Source organism: Desulfobacter sp. (genome assembly GCA_028768545.1).
In the GTDB taxonomy this organism is placed as follows: Bacteria; Desulfobacterota; Desulfobacteria; order Desulfobacterales; family Desulfobacteraceae; genus Desulfobacter.
This window is the reverse complement of record CP054838.1, coordinates 2,260,261-2,279,000: the sequence shown is the minus strand read 5'-3', so window position 1 is coordinate 2,279,000 and position 18,740 is coordinate 2,260,261. Positions and strand designations below refer to the sequence as shown.

Genomic DNA, 18,740 nt, shown 5'->3' with positions numbered 1-18,740 from the left:
TGATTGATATCAAAGATCATGTTGAGCAGGACGTCAGCGACATGAGAACGGTAACCTTTCAGGTCAGCCCGCCAATATTGTACAGCTTAGGTCTTGGCGCGGCCATCCAATGGCTTGTGGATGATATTAATACAAAAAACAATATGAACATCACATATGAGAACCAGATTGAAGGCGCCGTAAATCTGTCCGACAATAAGAAAATTTTCATATACCGGTCTGTCAGGGAACTGGTCGTTAATATCATTAAACACGCCGAAACCAAAGAGGCTGGGGTGGTGTTAAGCGCAAATAAAAAAGATATCATAATAAAGGTCAGAGACAATGGGGTTGGATTTAAAATGGATCCTTACACAAGAACCGAATCTTTGAGTTTCGGGTTATTCAGCATAAAAAAACGATTTGACGCCATCGGCGGAGAGGTGAGGATCAAATCGAACCCCGGTAAAGGCTCTCACATCTCTTTATTGATTCCGGCAGGGTTCTGACCGGGTATGACCAGGTCAAAACCTTGAGAATTTGGACGTATCATGGTATTTTGCCGCCATCGTTGACCTGCTGCCCAAGGAGAAACTCATTTAGCCGGACCCTGCCCTAGCTTGAACAAGATCAATTCATCTTCAGGATTCCGCGACTTGATACGCCCATGCAAATGACCCCGGAACAACAAAGGATCATAGACCTGGATCTTCCCCCCGGAGGCAGCCTTAAAATCATGGCCTTTGCCGGCACGGGAAAGACCACCACCCTGTAGGCCTATACCCGGCAGCGGCCCCATTTAAATTTTTTATACATTGCCTTTAACAAGAGCGTCCAGGTGGAGGCAGCCAAACGTTTTCCTGCCAATGTCAGGGCCATGACCACCCATGGCCTGGCATTCAGAACAAAGGGGTTTAAATATAAGGACAGGCTGACCCCGGGGTTCAGGGCAAACCAGGTCATGGCAGCCCTGGATTTGGACCGGTACGAAGATGCGCGGTTTGCCATGGATACCCTCAATGCATACCTGGTATCCAAAGAACCCCGGGTGAACCATATCCACATCCCTGTTCCGGCCAGAATATTTTACAAAAAAAACAAGGCCCCCATACCGGACCTGGTGGGTCTTGCCAACCAGCTTGGCCGGATCATGTGCCAGGGAACCCATCCTGACATCGGCATGCTCCACGACGGATACCTCAAACTATACCAATTGTCCGCCCCAATTCTTGACTATGACTGCATTCTTTTGGACGAGGCCCAGGATATCAATCCGGTGACCGAGGCCATTGTCTTTTCCCAGACAGATCACAGAAAACTAAACAGGCCAGGTCCTTCGTTGATCCTGGTGGGAGACATCCACCAGCAGATTTACAGCTTCAGAGGGGCGAAAGACAGTCTCACATCCTTTAAGGCCCAGAAGACCCTGTATCTGACCCAGAGTTTCAGGTTTGACAATAATGTGGCAAGGGCCGCCAATATGGTGCTTCATACCTTTAAAAAAGAAACCCGCAGCCTTTTGGGCACAAAGGTGCCTGAAAAAGCCGCCTGGGATAAAAAGGAATTCACCATTATCGCCCGGACCAACGCCACCCTCTTTGACAGGGCCGTGGTCCTGATGAACCGCCATGACATCGGATTTGCAGGCGGGGTTAAGGCCTATAATCTTGGCCGGCTAAAGGATGTGTTTTATCTCTATGACAGGGAAAGATCAAAGATACTGGATCCCTATATCCGGGGGTTTAAAAGCTTTGAGGCCTTAAAGTCCTATGCCCGGACTATGGAGGAATTTGAAATTTTAACCCAGTGCCGGCTGGTTGAAAAATACCGGTCAAAACTTCCCTTTCTCGTGGACCAGGTGGTGAAAAAAGCCAAAGGGCTTGAGACGGATGGAAAACAGCCAGGTATCCTGCTGACAACGGCCCACAAGGCCAAGGGTCTTAAATGGGCCCAGGTTCTGCTCATGGATGATTTTATTCCCCTGGTCAAAGAGGGAATGCCAATACCCTCCCATGGCACCCCTTCAGATGAGTTCAACCTCATCTATGTTGCCATGACCCATTTGCGCTTTGATAAAAAAAGCGATATCCCGGCCTTTATCAAACTCTGCCAGAAAAAAAGCCAAGCCCCTGATTCAGGGCCCCAGCAAAGGTATGGGGCTTGCTGAAAACTGACTATTCAGGTGCCCAGAAAGGCGCTACGGCAGCCCGGGTAATCTCAACGGTTTCCCAGACATTTGCTTTGACATAGGCCTCATGGTCCAGCCATTCCTTTTCAAGGGCCTGCCTGGATTCAAACTCGCAGACAATGACTGAGCCTGCCATTTTCCCCTCATCATCCAGAATGGCTGCGGCATAGAGCCAGCGGCCTGATTCATACATTTTCTTTACGGTGTCCAGATGGGCCTGCCGGGCCGCCATCCGCCGGTCCAGGGCTTTTTCATCTTTTCCGTCACGCCCGATCACGATAAACTGCATACCTGTCTCCAAATACGATTGTCAGATTAAAGTCCTGTCATGGAAGGAAGGATCACATTATCACCCATAAAACCGATGGTGATATTTTTGTCCTTGTCTCCCCAGATGCATTGTTTTGCCCCCATGGCAGCATCGCAGGTATCAGGCTGGCCAATGATTTCAACGACCTGGTCATAGGTCATTCCCATTTCAATTTTCTCGTAATTTTCCCGGGTGAGTTTACTGCATCCGCAGATTAGAGCAGCACAGACAATCACCACAGCCAGCCATTGAATAAATCTCATCTTAAATTTCCTTTGATTCGCAGGTTCCACAAATATTAAAATCAAACCCTGGGCTCTGTCTTATTTCCTGTCTCCGGTTATACCTAAATTTTTGCCCTGGATCAACAAGGTCCTCAAAGCGGTCTGCCGCTGACTAATATCCTGGTTCTGAACCGCCATGGCAAGGGCCCTACGGGTTCCCACAAATACGGCCAGACGCCTGGCCCGGGTGATCCCGGTATAGATCAGGTTGCGGAAGAGCATTTTAAAATGCTGGGTCAGCACCGGGATGATCACCACTTCAAATTCACTGCCCTGGGATTTATGGATGGTAATGGCATAGGCCAGATCCAGTTCCATAATATCGGTTTGTTTGTATGTCACTATCCTATTGTCCGGAAAAAACCGGACCCGAAGGGTGACATCCATGGTATTGATCTCGACAATGGTGCCGATATCTCCGTTAAACACCCCCAGATCATAGTTGTTTTTCCGGTGAATGACCCGGTCCCCGGTCCTGAACACCCGCTGGCCCACGGTGAGCTGCTGCTTGCCTTTGGCAAAGGGATTGGCTGTCTCCTGAATCTTTTGATTCAAAGAAAGGGTGCCAAGGCTTCCCCGGGTCATGGGGGAGAGAATCTGAATCTCGGTATTTTTTCCCAGGTATTTGGGGATCCAGTCCAAGTAAAGTTTTTTCACCACATCCAGGGCGGAAAGACCGTAGTGGAGGGAAGACCAGGGATGGACTTTCTTGACCACGGCCATGAGTTCATCAATTTTACCGCCAGCCTTGGCCAGGCGATCCAGATCAACATGGGCAAATTTTTTGGGCACCTGGATTTCAGTCTCATAGGGGGAACAGGATTCATTCACCCGGAATTCGTAAAAATAATCAGGCTCGCAGATGTCAGACGGTTTTTTATCCTCCTGTTCGGGCAATGCTTTGGCCGTTTTGTCATTGTATATCCGTTTGACCCTTGAAATAAAGGCCATCTGCTCTTTTGTAACCTCGTCAGAATCAATGAACAAACAGTCGGCATTCTCCTCCCAGATCTCAGGATGCTTGAACGGGGAACGGATCCAGGGCATTTTTCCCTGATTGATCTCATGGGCATACTTGATGATCAAAGATTGCTTTGCCTGGCGAAAGACCTGGGTCAGTCTCAAACAGGGCACCCTGCCCGATCCGATGATATCCTTGAGCACATTGCCCGCCCCCACGGAGGGCAGCTGGTCATAATCCCCGATAAAAACGATTTGGCTCGTCTCAGGAACCGCCTTGAGCAGCGAGGCCGTAAGACTGATGTCGAGCATGGAAGACTCGTCCACCACCAGAAAATCGGCTTTTAAAGGGCTGGTTTCATTTTTCTTAAATTGCCCCCCTTTCCACCCGAGAAGACGGTGGATGGTTTTGGCTTCCCTGCCGATGACCTCTGTCATGCGCTGGGCGGCCCGGCCCGTGGGAGCGGCCAATACCACCTTTCGTCCCATGGCCTCTAAAAGCTTGACCATCACCCGTGTGGCCGTGGTTTTTCCGCATCCGGGCCCCCCCGTGAGAACGGAAAACTTGGATTTGGCAATCTGTTCAATGGACCTGGCCTGCTCCCGGCTCAGATCCATCCGGCTTTTTTGGCAAAAAAGGGCCATCCATTTTTTGACCCGGGCCATGTCTATGTCCAGGTCCGCAGCTCCTTCGCCCACCCGTTTGGCCACATAGGCCTCGTCATAGTAAAGGGATCTTGAATAGTAGCAGTCCTGGACCTGACCCTGATCATCAGGAAGGCGGCGCTTCATGACAAGGCGCTCTTTTTCCATGCCTGCCAGCAGGGCGTCCAGCCTTTCAGACAGGTCCAGGGACAAAAGGGCTTTGACCTGGTCCCGGATCTGGACAACGGTAAGATAACAATGCCCGAAATCCCGGGCCGCTGACAATACATGGCGGATGCCGGCAGAAATCCTTTGGGGGCTGTCGGGTTCAAGGCCGATGCTCAAGGCCACCTTGTCTGCGGAAAAAAAACCGATCCCGTAAAAATCATTGGCCAGGCGGTAGGGGTCCTGGGTGGTCCAGGCAATGGCATTTTCCTTGTATTCCTTGTAGATACGCACGGCAAAAAGGGTGGAAATCCCGTGGGACTGAAGAAACATCATCACATCCCGGATGGCCCTGTGCTCCTGCCAGGCAAGGGATATCATATCCAATTTTTTTTTGGCAATGCCGGGCACTTCCACCAGACGTTCCATGTCGGATTCAAATATATCCAGGGTCAGATCTTTAAAATGGGAGACAATCTTTTTGGCGGTTTTAGGCCCTACCCCCTTGATCAAACCGGAGCCTAAATACTTTTCAAGGGCAGAGGCCGTGGCCGGCTTGTTCTCCTTGGCCGTGACCGCCTTGAACTGCCTGCCGAATTTGGGATGCACGGTCCAGGCCCCTGTAAATTCCATGGTGGCCCCGGCAAAGACCTTTGTCTGATGGACCACCACCGTCTCCCGGACATTGGGAGAGCCAAAGGGCAGCACCTTTAAAATGGCCCACCCGTTGTCCGGGTTGTGAAAGGTCACCCGGTCCACCACCCCTTTGAGGGTCTCGGGAATATACGGGTTGTTTTTGTCTTGTCTGATCATAAGGATTTAACATACCGGACCCCTGAAGTTTAGACAACTTTTTTTCCAAAGGCAAAGATACCCCAGGTGCCTCTTTAAAAAAAGGCGCCCCGGGATATCTTTTTGATAAAAATGTTGATGACAAACCCCAATTGAGACTTATTTTTACAAAAATGTATACACACCCAACCTATTCAGCAAAGGACGCCATCATGGACTTTGATTATTATATCCCCACAAAAATATTGTTCGGCAAAGGCAAACTCAACCAGCTGGCCACGGAAAAACTGCCCGGTAAAAACGCATTGATCGTTATTTCCAATGGGACCTCCATGCATAAATACGGATATCTGAAACGGGTTCAAGATCTTCTGGCCCAACAGAAGATCCAGTCCCTGGTCTTTGATAAAATCCTGCCCAATCCCGTTAAGGAACATGTGACCCAGGGAGCTATCATGGCCCGAGAAAACAATTGCGACTTTATCATTGGACTGGGGGGCGGCTCGTCCATTGATGCGGCAAAAGCCATCGCAGTCATGGCCAAAAACACAGGGGATTACTGGGACTATATTCATTCGGGCACAGGCCTTGGCAAACCTGTTTTAAACGGGGCATTGCCCATTGTGGCCATCACCACCACCGCCGGCACAGGCACGGAAGCCGACCCCTGGACCGTGATCACCAACAAGGATGAAAAAATCGGGTTTGGCGATCCTGCCTGCACCTTTCCCAAGCTCTCTGTGGTGGACCCGGAACTCATGGTGTCGGTCCCCCCCCGCCTGACCGCCTACCAGGGATTTGATGCCTTGTTCCATGCCGTTGAAGGGTTTATCGCCAAAACAGCCAACCCCATGAGTGATCTTTACGCCCTTGAAAGCATCCGGTTGCTGAACCAGTATCTGCCAAAGGCGGTCAAAGACGGAAATGATATCGAGGCCCGGGGATATGTGGCTTTGGCCAACACCCTGTCCGGAATGGTGGAATCCACCTCACGCTGCATTTCCGAACACTCCCTTGAGCATGCCTTGAGCGCTTTTCACCCGGATCTTCCCCATGGGGCAGGACTCATCATGATCTCAGAGGCCTATTTCACCTATTTTTGCGGCCAAGTCCCCCAAAGATTTGAACCCATGGCCGCGGCCATGGGCGCAACAGATTTTGTCCAGGCCCTGACCGGCCTCCAAAAAGAATGCCATGTCCATGATCTTAAAATGTCAGACTACGGCATCACCAGAGACGAACTCAAAGCGGTGGCCCAAAATGCCCGCAAAACCATGGGCCATTTATATGCCGCCGACCCGGTCCCCCTGTCCGATGAACAGGCCCTTGAAATCTTAAAGGCCTCGTTTCAATAGGCTGCATGGCCCGAACAGGGTGTTTACACCTGACCCAAAAAAGCAAAAGGCCTATGATTGCAATATCATGGCTTGATTTTTATTTAAACGCCCAGAAAATAGCGAAATCTCAAGGATGCCGAAAAAAGTCCCTGCCGGCATCTTCGAGATTTTTAACAAAAATTTAAACACCAATCATTATCAATCAGCCCAAGGAGAAAAAATGGATTCATTCAAGGTAAGCTTTCCGGGAAACAAACGGGTGGATGTCAAATTCAAAAATTTTTTAATCCAGACAGACCAGGAAACTCAAAACGGAGGTGAAGAGGCCGCACCTGAACCCTTTGCCCTTTTCCTGGCCGGCCTGGGCGCCTGTGCCGGGCTGTATGCAAAAACCTTTTGCGAGACAAGAAACATTTCCACCCAGGGCATGGGCCTGACCCTGAACCCCCAAATTAAAGAGGGGCAAAAACTCATGGAAAAAATAGAGATCACCCTTCATGTTAACCCGGACTTTCCTGAAAAATATATCAAGGCGGTGATCAAGGCCATGAATGCCTGTTCCGTTAAAAACCAGATCAATCCGGAACTGCCCATTTATTCAAGGGTGGCATACCTTAAAGATTAAACCCCGATATTGTGGTCAAGATAGGATTGGACATCGGAAAGCTCATCAATGCTCCCATTCCGGTTTTTCGGTTTTTTGCCCGCTCTTAGACCATCCGTTTCAAATCATTCAAGCCCATAATGAAATGAATTGGTTTTAAGATCGTGAATAGGTCATAGGTGAGTTATGATTGGGTTTTTTCTCTGAAAGCGTTTATGATATGTTCTGAAAAGCAGTCAATGATTTGCGAAGGATTTTTCTTTGATTTATGTAATACAATATTGGAAACAGGTAATACCGGCAGGCCATCCTCTATTCCCATAATTTTTAATTCAGCAGGCACATTGCTAGCGATGATGGGAGCAATGGCAAACCCTGCTTCCACCGCATCCAATAACCCGGATATGCTTCGGCTGACATAAACGATTCTGTATTCTATCCCGGCTTTTTCCAGCCCCCCAAGTGCCCAGATTCTAAAAATACAGTCCTCCTCAAAGGTGGCCAGCGGAAGGGGTTTATGTTTGAGCAGGACAAAACCGGGATTGGCCGCCCAGACCACAGGGTCATGGGCAATGACCTGGCCCCCTTCACTGATCTGGGTACAGATCCCCAGATCAAGCTCGCCGACATCTACAGCCGCTTTTACTACATCACTGTTTTCACAACGCATCTCAACGGTCACATCAGGGTAGGACCTGGAAAAACTGGCCAAAAGTTTGGGCAGCATGCCAGCGGTATAATGTTCAGGAGAGCCAAACCGGATATTGCCTTCAAGGTTCGGTTTGGACAGTGCTGACACAGCCTCGTCATGTTCCTTTATAATCCGCATGGCATATTTGATAAGGATGCGGCCCTCTTCTGTCAGCTTTACCGTTTTTCCGATCCGGTCAAATAATTTTTTACCGACCTCATTTTCAAGGCGTTTGATCTGCATGCTGACCGCAGACTGGGACAGGTTGACCAGTTTACCTGTCTTTGTGAAATTTTTTGCCTCAGCCAATGCAAAAAATGTTCGCAGGCTATCGATTTGTAAATTCATAATAATCACAAATTTTAATCATAAATATTAAACGCCCAAACCTTCAAACAAGTTAAAAGCCACTTCTAATAATTGTCTTTTGGCTCGATTCCTTTGTTGCAGGCAAATTTGAATCCTCGAAATATTCAATATTTTCATCTGGTTAAAATTTGCCTGCACCTTAAACTCAAACCAAATTCCTGATCATTAGAGGTACCCTAAAATCATTTCCCTTAAACGTCAATGGAGAAATTTAATAGAATTTTCAGGACTGGGTCACCAATACAAGTATAACAATTTTTGATTATTGTTATCAAAACAATTCATTAGACTACTGATACAATACCGTTTAGATTATAGCCCAGGGAAAATTAAAACATCAAAAGGAGAACACATGAAACTATTAATTGTCGGTGGAACAGGCACAATCGGTTCAAAGGTCAGTGCCCATTTTTCCAAAAAACATGAGGTGATTATTGCCGGAAGAAATTCAGGCGATGTTCAGCTTGACATGGCAGACAGTGAATCCATCAAAAAGATGTTTAAACAGATCGGTAAGGTGGATGCGGTAATCTGCACTGCCGGCGAGGCCAAATGGGCAGAGTTTGATTCATTGACCGAAGATGATTTTTATATCGGCATCAAAAGCAAACTCATGGGGCAAGTCAACCTGGTCAGAATCGGGAAAGACCATTTAAACCCCGGGGGATCTTTTACACTTTCAACGGGAATTCTTGCCGACCACCCGGTCCTGATGACGACCAGCGCAGCCCTGGTTGGTGGTGCAATCCACAGTTTTGTTAAAGCCGCCTGCCTGGAACTCAAAAATAATATCCGCATCAACGTTGTCTCTTCCGGGCTTGTGGAGGATGCTGTCGAACATTATGAGGCCTATTTTCCCGGGCACAATCCCATCCCCATGCATAAGGTCGTCAACGGGTTTATCAAAAGCGTTGAAGGTTCATCTACCGGGGAAATCATAAGAATGTATGACAATGGTTAAACCAAGAGCTTTCAAGGTAAAATCCCGGAAAATAAGGTGTCGAGCTTAACAGACAGGATTTTAAGGCTCAAAAAAAAAGCCGGGATGCAAACCTGCGGATTGACCGGGGCAGACACAGATCATAACAGGTTTTTATTCAAAAAATGGGGTCAGTGCAGTTGAAAGCGAAACCTAAAATGATTGTCTCAATATCAGCCTGGGCAGCATGGACGGCAAGGTCAGCAGGCTTAGATATGCTTGATATTTTTTTCCTGGTTCATCCGCTCAATGCTCAAAATGGCATGGTCCTTAACATTGGCGATGTGCTGGGACAAAACCTTTGAAGCCTTTTCAAGGTTGCCGTGGCTGATATACTCGTAGAGTTGGATATGCTCGTCATCCACGGTTTCCATGGGGGTGACAAAGAGGATATTTCCTCTGTACTTTAAATAGAGCAGATCAAACAATGATTTTAAGGCGTTGATCCTGATCTGGTTGTCAGAGAGCTGGGCCAGGCAAAGATGAAACTCCATATCCTTGAGCAACCGGTCTTTGAGAAAAATATCCCTGACCGCGTCCAGATGATTGTCCAGGGCTTTTTTCAGCCGTTTAAGCCTTGTCTTGTTCATCAGCTGGATGATGGAGGGCAGCAAAGAGACCTCGATCAGTTCCCTGAACTCATAGATCTCGGTGATCTCTTCAAGGCTGATGTTTTCGGTATAATATCCCCTGTTGGGCTCGTGGCGGACCAGGCCCTTGAATTCCAGGCGCTTTAGGGCCTGAATCACAGGGGTTGTACTCATGTTCAACCGTTTGGCAAGATCTCCGTAGGAAATCTTTTGCCCCGGAATAATTTCATTGAGGAAAAACATCCGCCGGATCCCCATATAGGCTTCTTGGGTAAAATCCTCTTTTGTCTTTTTCTTTTTTGTTCCCATGGGGCCAATCAATATACCAAGGCAAGCATAAAATCAATAAAAATCCATCTGTAATCGTAAAAGCAGATTCATGGAAAAAAGACTGAATATCATTCACTTATGCCTTGACAAGGATCATGTTTATGGGTAAACAGATAAGAAATTTAATCAGATTTTTGATTAAATAATTAGAAATCATGGATAAACCAGACCTTTCAAGGAGAACAATAATGGCGTTAGCATTTATGGAAGGCAATGAAGCTGTTGCCAGAGGTGCTGTGGCAGCAGGCTGCAACTTTTTTGCAGGCTACCCCATAACACCGGCCACAACCATATTCAACAATATGCTCAAAATACTGCCCGTCACAGGCGGCACCTGCGTTCAGGGTGAAGACGAAATCGCCTCCATGGGATATTGCATCGGCGCTGCCATGGCCGGGAAAAAAGTACTCACCGCCACCTCAGGACCTGGCATCAGCCTTTATTCCGAACACATATCATTTGCCATCGGCTCTGAAATTCCCCTGGTTATCGCCGATGTTCAGCGGTTAGGCCCCTCCACAGGATCAGCCACACGGGGAGCGGATTCAGATATCCAATTTCTCAGGTGGGGATCCACCTCAGGGGTGCCTGTGATTGTTCTGGCCCCCAAAGATGTAAAGGACTGCTATGTTCTGACGGTCCAGGCCTTTAACTATGCGGAAAAGTTTCGCTGTCCCGTCTTTATTGCCTCGAACAAAGAGATCGGCATGACCAAGGAGAGCTTTGACCTGGAAGGGATTGAACTGCCCGAAATTATCCAGCGCAGGCCTTTTGAGGGAAGTCGCTTTCTTCCCTTTGAGGCGGAAGCTGACAAGGCCCCGCCCTTTCTGCCCATTGGCGGAAAAACCCTGGTACGCCAGACCTCATCCACCCACGGGCCTGATGGATTCATAACCATTGACCCCAGCACCATTGAAGCCTGCCAAAAACGGCTCAGAAACAAAATCCACGCCCATCGGGACGAAATCGCCCTGTATGAAGAAAATTTCTTGCCCGAAAGCGACACCCTTGTCATCTCCTACGGCATCACCTCCAGGGCTGCCGAGGATGCGGCCAGGGCCATGACCCAAAATGGCAGAGCGGTCTCCACCCTTTCTGTAAAAACCCTGTGGCCGGTGCCAGAAAAGGTTCTGATCCGGGCCGCCCAAAAATTTTCGCGTATTCTTGTGGTTGAAATGAATCTGGGCCAGTACGTCAATGAAATCAGACGGGTGCTGGCAGGCAAAAAAGTTCAATTTTACGGACAGATGAACGGGGTATTGATTCCGCCGGCAAAGATAATGGAGGCCATTGAAAATGAATAGTTTTTTAAATACGGACCGACCCCTTGTATTCTGCCCGGGATGTACCCATGAAAAAATCACCAAAGGGCTGGACAAAACCCTGATCAACCTGGGACTTTCAGCCGAAAAAACCGTTATTGTCACGGATATCGGATGCTCGGGCCTCTTTGACACCTTTTTCAAGGTCCATACCCTTCACGGCGCCCATGGCCGGGCCCTGACCTATGCTGCCGGCCTCAAGCTGGCAGATCCGTCTTTGACCGTGATCGTCACCATGGGGGACGGCGGACTTGGTATCAGCGGCGCCCATGTGCTTGCGGCCTGCCGTAAAAACCTGGATCTGACCCTGATCATTTTAAACAATTTCAACTTTGGGATGACCGGGGGACAATATTCAGCCACCACCCCTTCCGACGCTGTGGTGGGATCTGAATTTCTCAACCAGGCCGAGATCCCCATGGACATCTGCGAGGTGGCAAAGGCTGCCGGCGCCACCTATGTGTCCAGGTGTTCAGGCCTTGATTCCGCTTTGCCCCAGGAACTGGGCAACGCCATCGACCACAAAGGGCTTGCCCTGGTGGAAACCCTTGGCATGTGCACGGGCCGGTATACCAAGAGAAACCGACTCACCCCCAAAGTCATTGACCAGATGATCGAAGATATGCCGAAACAAACCGGGGTGGTAGAAAAAAACCTTCGCCCTGAATATGGAGCCCAATACCGTTCCCTGGCAAAGGAAAAGGGCAAATTTCCGGCCCCTTTAATCATTGAAAAAGAATATGAGCTCAAAGATCCCGGACGTCAGGAGGTGGTGATTTTAGGGTCGGCCGGCATGCGCATTGTGACGGCAGGTGAAATGGTCTGTTTTGCAGGCATCCGGGCCGGGCTCAACGCCTCCATTAAAAACGATTACAATATCACGGTGCTCAGGGGGCAGTCGGTATCCGAAATCCTGCTCACCCCGGAGAAAATAGGATACACCGGTCTTAAATCCCCCGGGGTTGTCCTGGCCTTGAGTGATGAAGGCGTTCTCCGGCGGCAGCAGATCTTTGCAGATTTAAGCCCTGACGCCTTTGTGCTCAAGGAAAAAAGCGTAACCATCCCCAATACCCCTGCCCAAGTGGAAGAGATTGATTTTACCGCACTCAAGGTCAAAAAACAGGACTGGGCTCTGGCCTCTTTAGGGGTCCTGGCCAAAAAGGAACGGGTTTTGACCCGTGAAATGCTGGTTTCAGCCCTGGAATCAAAATTCAATGAAAAAATATTATCCCTGGCCATGGAGACCATCAACAAGGTGGCCTGACCCTGAAATTCAAGCCGCAGCCATAAAGGCTGCGGCTGGTTTTCCAGACCATTTTAAATTCGCTCACCCTGATATGTCGTAATTTTTGGTTGCCCTTGGTCAGTAACGGTTATATTTACCTGTTTTTCTTGACTAATATCAGCCAGGCACATAAAACCCTTTTCTAAATCCAACTCATTTTTTAAAAAAGGGAAAAGGGTATGGCCAATAAAACCTTGAACCGCCGGACAACCTTAAAGGGGCTTTCCCCGGGCGGGGTACCCTTCTGGCTCAGGCAAAAATCCCTGGTTTCCCTCGACAAACACACCCTCAGGCCCGGAGGATATCTGCTCAACCAGCGGGCAGTTGAATTCTGCGATTTTACAAAGGTCGATTCCATTCTGGATGCCGGCTGCGGCTACGGCATGACCCTGGGATATCTTTATGAATCCTGGGGCATAAAGGGGACAGGGATTGACCCGGATTTTAACGCCCTGGAAAAAAAAGGGCAGAAAACATATCATTCCAAGACTCTGGTTCAGGCGGCCCTGCCAGCCCTCCCCTTTAAACCCGGCCGGTTCAACGGCATATTCTGCGAATGCGTTCTCTCTTTAGCCAATGATCCGGCGGCCTGGCTTCGAGAAATGTACCGTGTTCTGTCAACCAACGGGAAACTCGTACTCACAGACCTTTACATCAGAAAATACTCTGCCCTGGCCCGGGATAGATCCAATCAAACTAGATCCTCCTGCATTTCAGGCGCAGTAACCCTGGTGGAACTGCTCAACAATATTGAAAATGCAGGGTTTCAAATCGATATCATTGAAAACCATACCCGACTTCTCAATCAGCTGGGCACCCCGGCAAGAACGGATAAAACCGGATACTGCATGATCATTGCCGGCAAATACCGTTAGCCTATCCCCGGCAAAATGCTTTACACCTCCCATGAATCCTGGTAGTTAATTTTCCATATCAACGGGTAAAATCGCCTTAATCCATTTTTGAACCCTTCAGGACCCGGTCTTTTTTCCACCCCTTTGTATCAGCCAAAGGAGGATATCATGGCAAAAACAACAGATTCACTTTTACTCATTTTATGGGTGTTAACCCTTGGCCTGGACTCTTTTGCAGGCTCAGATAAGGCCCCTGGATTGATCTATCCGGAAAATTTCATCTATCAAGGGGCCTTTTCCCTGCCCGGCCCAGAGGGAAGGGAAAACAGCTTTTCTTACGGGGGGTATGCCATGACCTATGCCCCCTTGAACAAGGGATCTTTGTTCATCATGGGTCACCCGAGACTTGGGTATGGTGAATTTGAAAACGGAAACCAGGTGGCTCAGGTGGATATTCCCATCCCCATAATATCCAAACATATTACCCGGTTAAACCGGGCAAAATTTGTCCAGAAGTTCACCAACATCAGAGGCCCCCTTTTTGCCCCCTATTCTGAAATTCCCCAGGTGGGCATGGCATACATGGAGACCCCAAAGACCGGTAAAAAAATCCATCTGTGCTGGGGGCAGCATTTTCATGAAACACCCCAAGAGCAGGTGCCCACCCATGCCTGGTTCAACCCCGGCCTTGAATCCTCCCAAATCAGGGGGGGATGGTATATCGGAAACCAATCCCTTTACAGCACCAATGCTTACCTTTTTGGCATTGATAAAGCCTGGGCTGATAAATATCTGGGGGGAAGATATCTGGTTTCAGGACGCTTCAGGGACGGGGGGTGGTCAGGCATGGGACCGAGCCTATTTGCCTATGCCCCCTGGCTGTCGGGCAATCCCCCACCCAATGGAACAAGGCTGGAAGAAAAGACATTGCTATTATATCAGAGAAGTAAAACCTGCTCCCAAATCAAAAGAGCCTTAACCGGGTACCAGTATGCCGATGACTGGGCAGGCGGTGCATGGATTTCAATTGGAAAGCACAAGCCTTGCCTGATCTTTGCCGGCACCAAGGCAACCGGGGCAAAATACTGGTATGGATGGCGCCATCCAGAAGGGGAACAATACCCCTGCATTGAAACCGCGTTCAAGGACCAGTTCACCACCTGTCGGCGAAAAGACGGATCCGCCTGCCCCCCTGCCGATCTTGGGGGATGTTCAGCCCATGACGACTACCGGGGGTGGTGGAGCCAAAAATTTAATGCCGCCATTATCTTCTACAATCCGGAGGACCTGGCCAGAGTGGCCACAGGACAAATCCAGGCATTTGAACCCCAGCCCTATGCTTTTTTTTATATTGATTCAATCCTTTTTCTCACCAAAGGGGTTGAACCCGGGATGCTGGGCACAGGCAACCAAAGAATCTCAAGAATTGCAAGCATTGCCTATGATCCTGGGGGTTCCAGGTTATTTATCCTTGAACCCTTTGCAGAAAACACAAAACCGGTAATTCATGTTTTCAAGATAAACTGATCAGATAACACAGGTTTTGGTTAAATATCATTGGCTCGCGTTGCCCTTAAACAGGGTCCTTTTCATTCCCCGGCCATGATCAGGACCATGATCACAGCTTCAATCCCTGTGGCATGAAAGTTGAAATTCTCTTTTTGATTACCCTGAATCCGAACAATTGAGTCTGGATTAATTTATAAAAGAGGCCTGGTATGCGTCACAAATCCTGTATATGTTTTGTTATTATTTTTTTTCTATATTTTACTTCAAGTGTTGGGGCAGATAAACCCGGAATAAAACCCAACCCGCCTCTTGGCTCTGATATTAAAATCCTCAAAGGCATTGTAAAAAAAGGGGACACGGCCTCCTCTCTGCTCAACCCCTTTCTTCCTTTAAAAACCATATTTGCCCTCAACCGCACAAGCTTTGATATTTTTCCATTGGAGCAGATCACCTCGGGCCACCCGTATAAATTCATCCTGAGTCAGAAAAATCTGATCCGGTTTGAATATGAGACCGGCCCTAAAAACAAGTTGGTCATCCAAAAACAAGCGACGCATTTTTCCATTGACCTTGAGCCCATTGACTATGATATCAGGCTTGAAACCGTATCAGGCCAGATCATATCCAGCCTGTTTGAGGCGGTCAGGAAATCAGGAGAAAAAAGTTTTTTGGCATTAAAACTGGCTGATATTTTTGCCTGGGATATCGATTTTATCAGGGATCTCCGGCCGGGAGACAAATTCCAGGTCCTTGTGGAAAAACAATACCAGGAAAACCGGTTTGCAGGGTATGGAAAAATCCAGGCCGCCATATTCACCAATCAAGGGGTGAATTTTACAGCCTTTTTGCATAAAAACGCAGAGGGAGATACAGGATATTATGATGAAAAGGGCAACTCCCTTGAAAAAGCCTTTTTAAAAGCCCCCCTTGCCTTTTCCCGGATTTCATCCAAGTTCACCCTCAAACGGATGCACCCCATATTAAAAGAGGTCAGGTCCCACCCGGCTGTGGATTATGCCACACCCACAGGCACGCCCATAAAAACCGTGGGAGACGGTGTGATTGCTGGAATGGGATTTTCCAAAACCATGGGAAACCATATCATTATCCGCCATTGCAGGGGGTATGTAACCCGGTATTACCATATGAGCAAATTTGCCCGGGGCATGAAAAAAACAAACGTGTGGGCCAGGGAGAAATCATCGGGTTTGTGGGCATGACAGGATATGCCACAGGTCCCCATCTTTGCTTTAGGATGAAAAAAGACGGGGCGCCCATTGATCCGCTCACCCATAAATCACCTCCGGCAACCCCGGTCAATCCCGATGAAATGAAACAATTTCTGGCCAAAACCCAGCAATTGTTCAAACAATTGCTCATGGCCGGCAATGCCCAGGACAAACTATCGGTATGATCAGGCGGACTGGTCTAAAATTTTCTGCCTTAACCGGGTGTAATCAGCAAGTGCCCCAAAGGCGTTTGCCGCCCGTTCAGGACTGGGCAGGACCGGAATCCCCCTGTCCTGAAGTCCTGCGATAAAATCATTTTCCCGGGTCAAAAAGGAAAACCCGATCACTGATTTCTGGTATGTTTTTCTCAAAGCGGCCACGGATTCACACTGATCTGCCACAATTTTCTCGGCCTGGGCTTGGATTTTGTCTTCAGGAACACCCATACCGGTCAAAGCACGCTCAACCATCCCAGCCGATGCCAGAAAATAAATCATCACCCCATCTGAATTTTCTTCCGCCAATAATATCTTGGGGATATTATAAAAATAATCCAAAGGATTTTTCGTGAAGGTCAGATCCACGGGATTTTGAATACTCCCGGTATGGGGAACAAATTGGGCAATTTTTTCAAGGGTGTGAGGTGACAAGGGCGGCAAATCGATTCCGACCCGTTCACAGGCATCGGCCGCAGCCGCACCCGGACCGCCGGAGTGGGTCTGAATCACGGCCCGGTTCCCTTTGGGTAGGGGCGAAGACCCCAGAGTATAACAAAAATCAAACAAGGCTTCTATGGAATGGGCCCGGATAATCCCGCTCTGCCTGAAAACACCATCATAAAGCAAATCCGGCCCTGCAAGTGAACCGGTGTGGGAAAGGCAGGCCCGTTTGCCCGTATCAGATCCGCCTGCGTAAAAGGCCACAATGGGTTTTGTCTTTGAAACCTTACGGGCAATCTCAATAAATTTTTGCCCCCTGCGTATGGATTCAATATACAGGGCAATGACCCGGGTATGGGGACAGGCCCCCAGGTATTCAATACAGTCAACCATGTCAATATTGGCCTCGTTTCCCAGGCTGAAACCTGTACTGAACCCTTGGCCGAACCGGGTATCAAGATAGGAAAACATCTGGGTGATAAAACTGCCGCTCTGGGAGGCCATGCCGATAAACCCGGGCCTGCCTAAGGGGGAAAGAAAGGTGGCGTTGAGCCCTAAATGGGCGTTCACCACCCCGATGCAATTGGGTCCCATGAACCTGATATTGTACTTGCTGGCAATCTCATCCACTTCCTGTTGCAGGATTTTTCCCTTTTCTCCGGCCTCGCTAAACCCGGCAGAGACGATCACGGCATGGGAAATGCCTCTTTGACCGCAGGCTTTAAGGGTTTTGGCAACAATGGGGGTGGGCAAAACAATAAAGGCAAGATCAGCCGTTTCAGGGATGGATTGGACATGATCATAGGCGTCAAGGTTCAACACTGTTTTTTCCCGGGGATGAACCGGATAGATCCTGCCTTTAAACCCGTCAATCAGAATGGAATTTAATATGGTGGATCCCATGGATGAAAAATTATTGGATGCCCCGAAAAAAGCAATGGATCTGGACTGGGCAATGGGAAACAAGGGACTTTGTGCGATTGAATCAATCATCGGATCCCCCTTTTTTGAGAATGATAAGCGCATCTGCGGCCCTGATGCTGCCGTCCTGGGAAACGATCAAGGGGTTGATATCAATTTCCCGGACAGATGGATTGTCAAGCCCGAACTGTCCCAGGCCTTCAAGGAGTTGACAAAGCCCTTCCAAATCGGCAGAAGACTGCCCCCGGAACCTGTCCAGCATGGGCCTTGAGTTTAATTCATTGATCATATCAAGGGCCTCGATCCTGTCAAAGGGGGCCACCCTGAACACCCTGTCCCCGACGACCTCGGCCATGACCCCGCCGAATCCGATCATCACACAGACCCCAAACTGGGGATCTCGGCTCAGGCCGACAACAAGTTCCCTGGGGCCTTTAACCATCTCCTGGACCAGCACCCCGTCCGGACTGTCCAGCCCCAGTTCAATGCATCCGGATTCAGTTTTGTGCATCAATTCCCAGGCACAGCCCTTTAAAGCCACGGGATACCCGATCTTTTGGGCCGCATCCAGGGAATGTTCAGAATTCTGTGTCACGGTTTCGGTTCTCGGATCTGCCTCAGCGCCAGCGGAAGTAAAAGTCAGGTCCGAGAATGGGCCTTCAATCAGCCACGTCGGAGGAGTTGACTTTTGCTGGAGTGGAGTTCCTAGAACCATCTTTTCCATCTGTAAATAAATCC

At 48.9% G+C, this 18,740-nt stretch carries 18 protein-coding genes; 11 read left to right on the top strand and 7 right to left on the bottom strand.

The genetic code is table 11. The features are described from left to right. Nucleotides 1-41: 41 nt before the first annotated feature. On the top strand, nucleotides 42-488 hold the full coding sequence (locus HUN05_10900; GenBank protein ID WDP85575.1) for a hypothetical protein: 447 nt from the start codon (nucleotides 42-44) through the stop codon (nucleotides 486-488). Between the two features lie 329 nt (nucleotides 489-817). Continuing rightward, nucleotides 818-2,146, top strand: a complete 1,329-nt coding sequence (locus HUN05_10895) for a UvrD-helicase domain-containing protein (protein ID WDP85574.1) — start codon at nucleotides 818-820, stop codon at nucleotides 2,144-2,146. A gap of 7 nt (nucleotides 2,147-2,153) precedes the next feature. Here the strand turns inward: HUN05_10895 and HUN05_10890 are convergent, their stop codons facing one another. The 3 genes from HUN05_10890 to HUN05_10880 are packed head-to-tail and all read right to left on the bottom strand — an operon-like array spanning nucleotide 2,154 to nucleotide 5,344. Next, a complete protein-coding gene (locus tag HUN05_10890; protein ID WDP85573.1) occupies nucleotides 2,154-2,456 on the bottom strand; it encodes a hypothetical protein in 303 nt (100 codons plus the stop codon). 26 nt (nucleotides 2,457-2,482) lie between these two features. Beyond that, a complete protein-coding gene (locus tag HUN05_10885; GenBank protein WDP85572.1) occupies nucleotides 2,483-2,740 on the bottom strand; it encodes a DUF3862 domain-containing protein in 258 nt (85 codons plus the stop codon). 60 nt (nucleotides 2,741-2,800) lie between these two features. Beyond that, a complete protein-coding gene (locus tag HUN05_10880) occupies nucleotides 2,801-5,344 on the bottom strand; it encodes an AAA family ATPase (GenBank protein ID WDP85571.1) in 2,544 nt (847 codons plus the stop codon). A 191-nt stretch (nucleotides 5,345-5,535) separates the two neighbouring features. Between HUN05_10880 and HUN05_10875 the strand changes: the two genes are divergently transcribed. Continuing rightward, nucleotides 5,536-6,678: an iron-containing alcohol dehydrogenase gene (locus HUN05_10875; protein ID WDP85570.1), complete on the top strand. Its 1,143-nt coding sequence runs from the start codon at nucleotides 5,536-5,538 to the stop codon at nucleotides 6,676-6,678. Between the two features lie 202 nt (nucleotides 6,679-6,880). Beyond that, nucleotides 6,881-7,285, top strand: a complete 405-nt coding sequence (locus HUN05_10870) for an OsmC family protein (GenBank protein ID WDP85569.1) — start codon at nucleotides 6,881-6,883, stop codon at nucleotides 7,283-7,285. Between the two features lie 163 nt (nucleotides 7,286-7,448). Here HUN05_10870 and HUN05_10865 read toward each other — a convergent pair whose 3' ends face one another. Beyond that, nucleotides 7,449-8,303, bottom strand: a complete 855-nt coding sequence (locus HUN05_10865) for a LysR family transcriptional regulator (protein ID WDP85568.1) — start codon at nucleotides 8,301-8,303, stop codon at nucleotides 7,449-7,451. Nucleotides 8,304-8,676: 373 nt separating this feature from the next. On the opposite strand from HUN05_10865, the gene HUN05_10860 reads away from it, so the two are divergent. Then, nucleotides 8,677-9,285, top strand: coding sequence for a short chain dehydrogenase (locus HUN05_10860; protein ID WDP85567.1), 609 nt, complete (start codon nucleotides 8,677-8,679; stop codon nucleotides 9,283-9,285). A 227-nt stretch (nucleotides 9,286-9,512) separates the two neighbouring features. Here the strand turns inward: HUN05_10860 and HUN05_10855 are convergent, their stop codons facing one another. After that, entirely contained in the window at nucleotides 9,513-10,202 is a 690-nt protein-coding gene (locus HUN05_10855; protein ID WDP85566.1) for a GntR family transcriptional regulator, read from the bottom strand. Between the two features lie 209 nt (nucleotides 10,203-10,411). Here HUN05_10855 and HUN05_10850 point away from each other — a divergent pair, with 209 nt between their 5' ends. The 6 genes from HUN05_10850 to HUN05_10825 all read left to right on the top strand — a co-directional run bounded on the left by HUN05_10850 (nucleotide 10,412) and on the right by HUN05_10825 (nucleotide 16,607). Next, nucleotides 10,412-11,527 (top strand): pyruvate flavodoxin/ferredoxin oxidoreductase, encoded by a 1,116-nt coding sequence (locus tag HUN05_10850; protein ID WDP85565.1) that lies wholly within the window; start codon nucleotides 10,412-10,414, stop codon nucleotides 11,525-11,527. Then, nucleotides 11,520-12,809, top strand: a complete 1,290-nt coding sequence (locus HUN05_10845) for a 2-oxoglutarate synthase (protein ID WDP85564.1) — start codon at nucleotides 11,520-11,522, stop codon at nucleotides 12,807-12,809. The genes HUN05_10850 and HUN05_10845 overlap by 8 nt, the downstream gene beginning before the upstream one ends. Nucleotides 12,810-13,009: 200 nt before the next feature. Further along, nucleotides 13,010-13,705, top strand: coding sequence for a methyltransferase domain-containing protein (locus tag HUN05_10840; protein ID WDP85563.1), 696 nt, complete (start codon nucleotides 13,010-13,012; stop codon nucleotides 13,703-13,705). Between the two features lie 147 nt (nucleotides 13,706-13,852). Then, nucleotides 13,853-15,211, top strand: coding sequence for a hypothetical protein (locus HUN05_10835; protein WDP85562.1), 1,359 nt, complete (start codon nucleotides 13,853-13,855; stop codon nucleotides 15,209-15,211). Between the two features lie 191 nt (nucleotides 15,212-15,402). Next, nucleotides 15,403-16,413 carry a peptidoglycan DD-metalloendopeptidase family protein gene (locus tag HUN05_10830; protein WDP85561.1) on the top strand — a complete coding sequence of 337 codons (1,011 nt, stop codon included), beginning with the start codon at nucleotides 15,403-15,405 and terminating at the stop codon, nucleotides 16,411-16,413. Beyond that, on the top strand, nucleotides 16,377-16,607 hold the full coding sequence (locus tag HUN05_10825; GenBank protein WDP85560.1) for a M23 family metallopeptidase: 231 nt from the start codon (nucleotides 16,377-16,379) through the stop codon (nucleotides 16,605-16,607). Before HUN05_10830 ends, HUN05_10825 begins: the two co-directional genes overlap by 37 nt. Here the strand turns inward: HUN05_10825 and HUN05_10820 are convergent, their stop codons facing one another. Together HUN05_10820 and HUN05_10815 are read right to left on the bottom strand one after the other, a co-directional pair. Continuing rightward, nucleotides 16,608-18,074: a CoA-binding protein gene (locus tag HUN05_10820; GenBank protein WDP85559.1), complete on the bottom strand. Its 1,467-nt coding sequence runs from the start codon at nucleotides 18,072-18,074 to the stop codon at nucleotides 16,608-16,610. Next, a complete protein-coding gene (locus tag HUN05_10815) occupies nucleotides 18,067-18,597 on the bottom strand; it encodes an acetate--CoA ligase family protein (protein ID WDP85558.1) in 531 nt (176 codons plus the stop codon). The genes HUN05_10820 and HUN05_10815 overlap by 8 nt, the downstream gene beginning before the upstream one ends. Nucleotides 18,598-18,740 lie beyond the last annotated feature (143 nt).

What these genes read in the sequence shown, in the direction of transcription:
- HUN05_10900 (WDP85575.1), top strand. Translation starts at nt 42, where the DNA reads ATGAGAACGGTAACCTTTCAGGTCAGCCCGCCAATATTGTACAGCTTA.
- HUN05_10890 (WDP85573.1), bottom strand. Translation starts at nt 2,456, where the DNA reads ATGCAGTTTATCGTGATCGGGCGTGACGGAAAAGATGAAAAAGCCCTG.
- HUN05_10885 (WDP85572.1), bottom strand. Translation starts at nt 2,740, where the DNA reads ATGAGATTTATTCAATGGCTGGCTGTGGTGATTGTCTGTGCTGCTCTA.
- HUN05_10880 (WDP85571.1), bottom strand. Translation starts at nt 5,344, where the DNA reads ATGATCAGACAAGACAAAAACAACCCGTATATTCCCGAGACCCTCAAA.
- HUN05_10875 (WDP85570.1), top strand. Translation starts at nt 5,536, where the DNA reads ATGGACTTTGATTATTATATCCCCACAAAAATATTGTTCGGCAAAGGC.
- HUN05_10870 (WDP85569.1), top strand. Translation starts at nt 6,881, where the DNA reads ATGGATTCATTCAAGGTAAGCTTTCCGGGAAACAAACGGGTGGATGTC.
- HUN05_10865 (WDP85568.1), bottom strand. Translation starts at nt 8,303, where the DNA reads ATGAATTTACAAATCGATAGCCTGCGAACATTTTTTGCATTGGCTGAG.
- HUN05_10860 (WDP85567.1), top strand. Translation starts at nt 8,677, where the DNA reads ATGAAACTATTAATTGTCGGTGGAACAGGCACAATCGGTTCAAAGGTC.
- HUN05_10855 (WDP85566.1), bottom strand. Translation starts at nt 10,202, where the DNA reads ATGGGAACAAAAAAGAAAAAGACAAAAGAGGATTTTACCCAAGAAGCC.
- HUN05_10850 (WDP85565.1), top strand. Translation starts at nt 10,412, where the DNA reads ATGGCGTTAGCATTTATGGAAGGCAATGAAGCTGTTGCCAGAGGTGCT.
- HUN05_10845 (WDP85564.1), top strand. Translation starts at nt 11,520, where the DNA reads ATGAATAGTTTTTTAAATACGGACCGACCCCTTGTATTCTGCCCGGGA.
- HUN05_10840 (WDP85563.1), top strand. Translation starts at nt 13,010, where the DNA reads ATGGCCAATAAAACCTTGAACCGCCGGACAACCTTAAAGGGGCTTTCC.
- HUN05_10835 (WDP85562.1), top strand. Translation starts at nt 13,853, where the DNA reads ATGGCAAAAACAACAGATTCACTTTTACTCATTTTATGGGTGTTAACC.
- HUN05_10830 (WDP85561.1), top strand. Translation starts at nt 15,403, where the DNA reads ATGCGTCACAAATCCTGTATATGTTTTGTTATTATTTTTTTTCTATAT.
- HUN05_10820 (WDP85559.1), bottom strand. Translation starts at nt 18,074, where the DNA reads ATGATTGATTCAATCGCACAAAGTCCCTTGTTTCCCATTGCCCAGTCC.